Here is a 1,009-nt window from a genome sequence, read left to right as displayed (position 1 = left end):
AACATTCTCGGTATCAACGATCCGAGGATTGGGGCCATGGCGTGGCGTTCCGGGCAATCGTATTCGCAGGACTTGCGGGATCGGGTTCTGGCGGCGGTGGATAGTGGCAAGAGCGCCTACGAGGTGGCTCCGCTGTTCCAGGTCAGCGTTTCCTACATCTACAAGGCGCAGGGGCGACGCCGGGCCACGGGCGAGACGACGGCGAGGCCCCGACCGGGACGACCGGGGCAGAAGCTGGCGGCTCATCTGGAAGCGTTGCAGGCGCAGATCAAGGCTGAACCGGACGCGACATTGGCCGAATTGCGGGCCTGGGTGCTGGCGGAATTGGGGGTGTCGATCAGCATCGGCGGGCTGTGGAACACGCTGGAGCGGCTCGAGCTGAGTCTGAAAAAAAGAGTGCGCATGCGTCCGAACAGGAACGGCCCGACGTAGCCGAGGACCGCATCGCCTGGCGTGCCGAACAGCCGATGCTGGATCCGAAGCGTCTGGTCTTCCTTGATGAAACCGGGGCTTCGACCAATATGACCCGGCGTTATGGTCGGGCGCCACGGGGACAGCGCCTGCTGGCTTCGGTGCCGCATGGACATTGGAAGATGACCACGTTCGTCGGTGCGCTCCGCCACGACGGGATCACCGCCCCCTTCGTCATCGATGCGGCCATGAACGGCGCGATCTTCCTGGCCTATGTCGAGCAAGTGCTGGCCCCGACACTGCGGCCCGGCGACATCGTCGTGATGGACAATCTGCCCGCCCACAAAGTGGTGGGCATCAAGGAGGCCATCGAGGCGAGAGGAGCCGCCCTGCGCTATCTGCCGCCCTATTCCCCCGATCTCAACCCCATCGAGTTGGCCTTCGCCAAGCTCAAGAGCCTGCTGCGAAAGGCCGAGGCCCGCACCATCAACACGTTGTGGGACGTGATCGGAAAACTCCTCGATCTCTTCCCGCCCGAGGAGTGCGCAAACTACTTCGCCCACGACGGATATGGACGCTCAATATGAAAATGCTCTAA

Annotated in this window: 1 protein-coding gene; it reads left to right on the top strand. The window is 63.0% G+C overall.

Annotation, left to right across the window (positions count from 1 at the left end; genetic code table 11):
* Positions 1–36 precede the first annotated feature (36 nt).
* Positions 37–998 (top strand): IS630 family transposase gene (locus MTBSS4_RS18770; protein ID WP_173984898.1). Its coding sequence is split into 2 segments (ribosomal slippage): positions 37–385 and positions 385–998, totalling 963 coding nucleotides; the frame shifts between segments, so codons are not numbered across the junction.
* Positions 999–1,009 lie beyond the last annotated feature (11 nt).

The organism is Magnetospirillum sp. SS-4 (genome assembly GCF_902729425.1).
Classification (GTDB): domain Bacteria; phylum Pseudomonadota; class Alphaproteobacteria; order Rhodospirillales; family Magnetospirillaceae; genus Phaeospirillum.
Note: the sequence above shows the minus strand (reverse complement) of the source record. Positions and strands in the feature narration are given on the sequence as shown.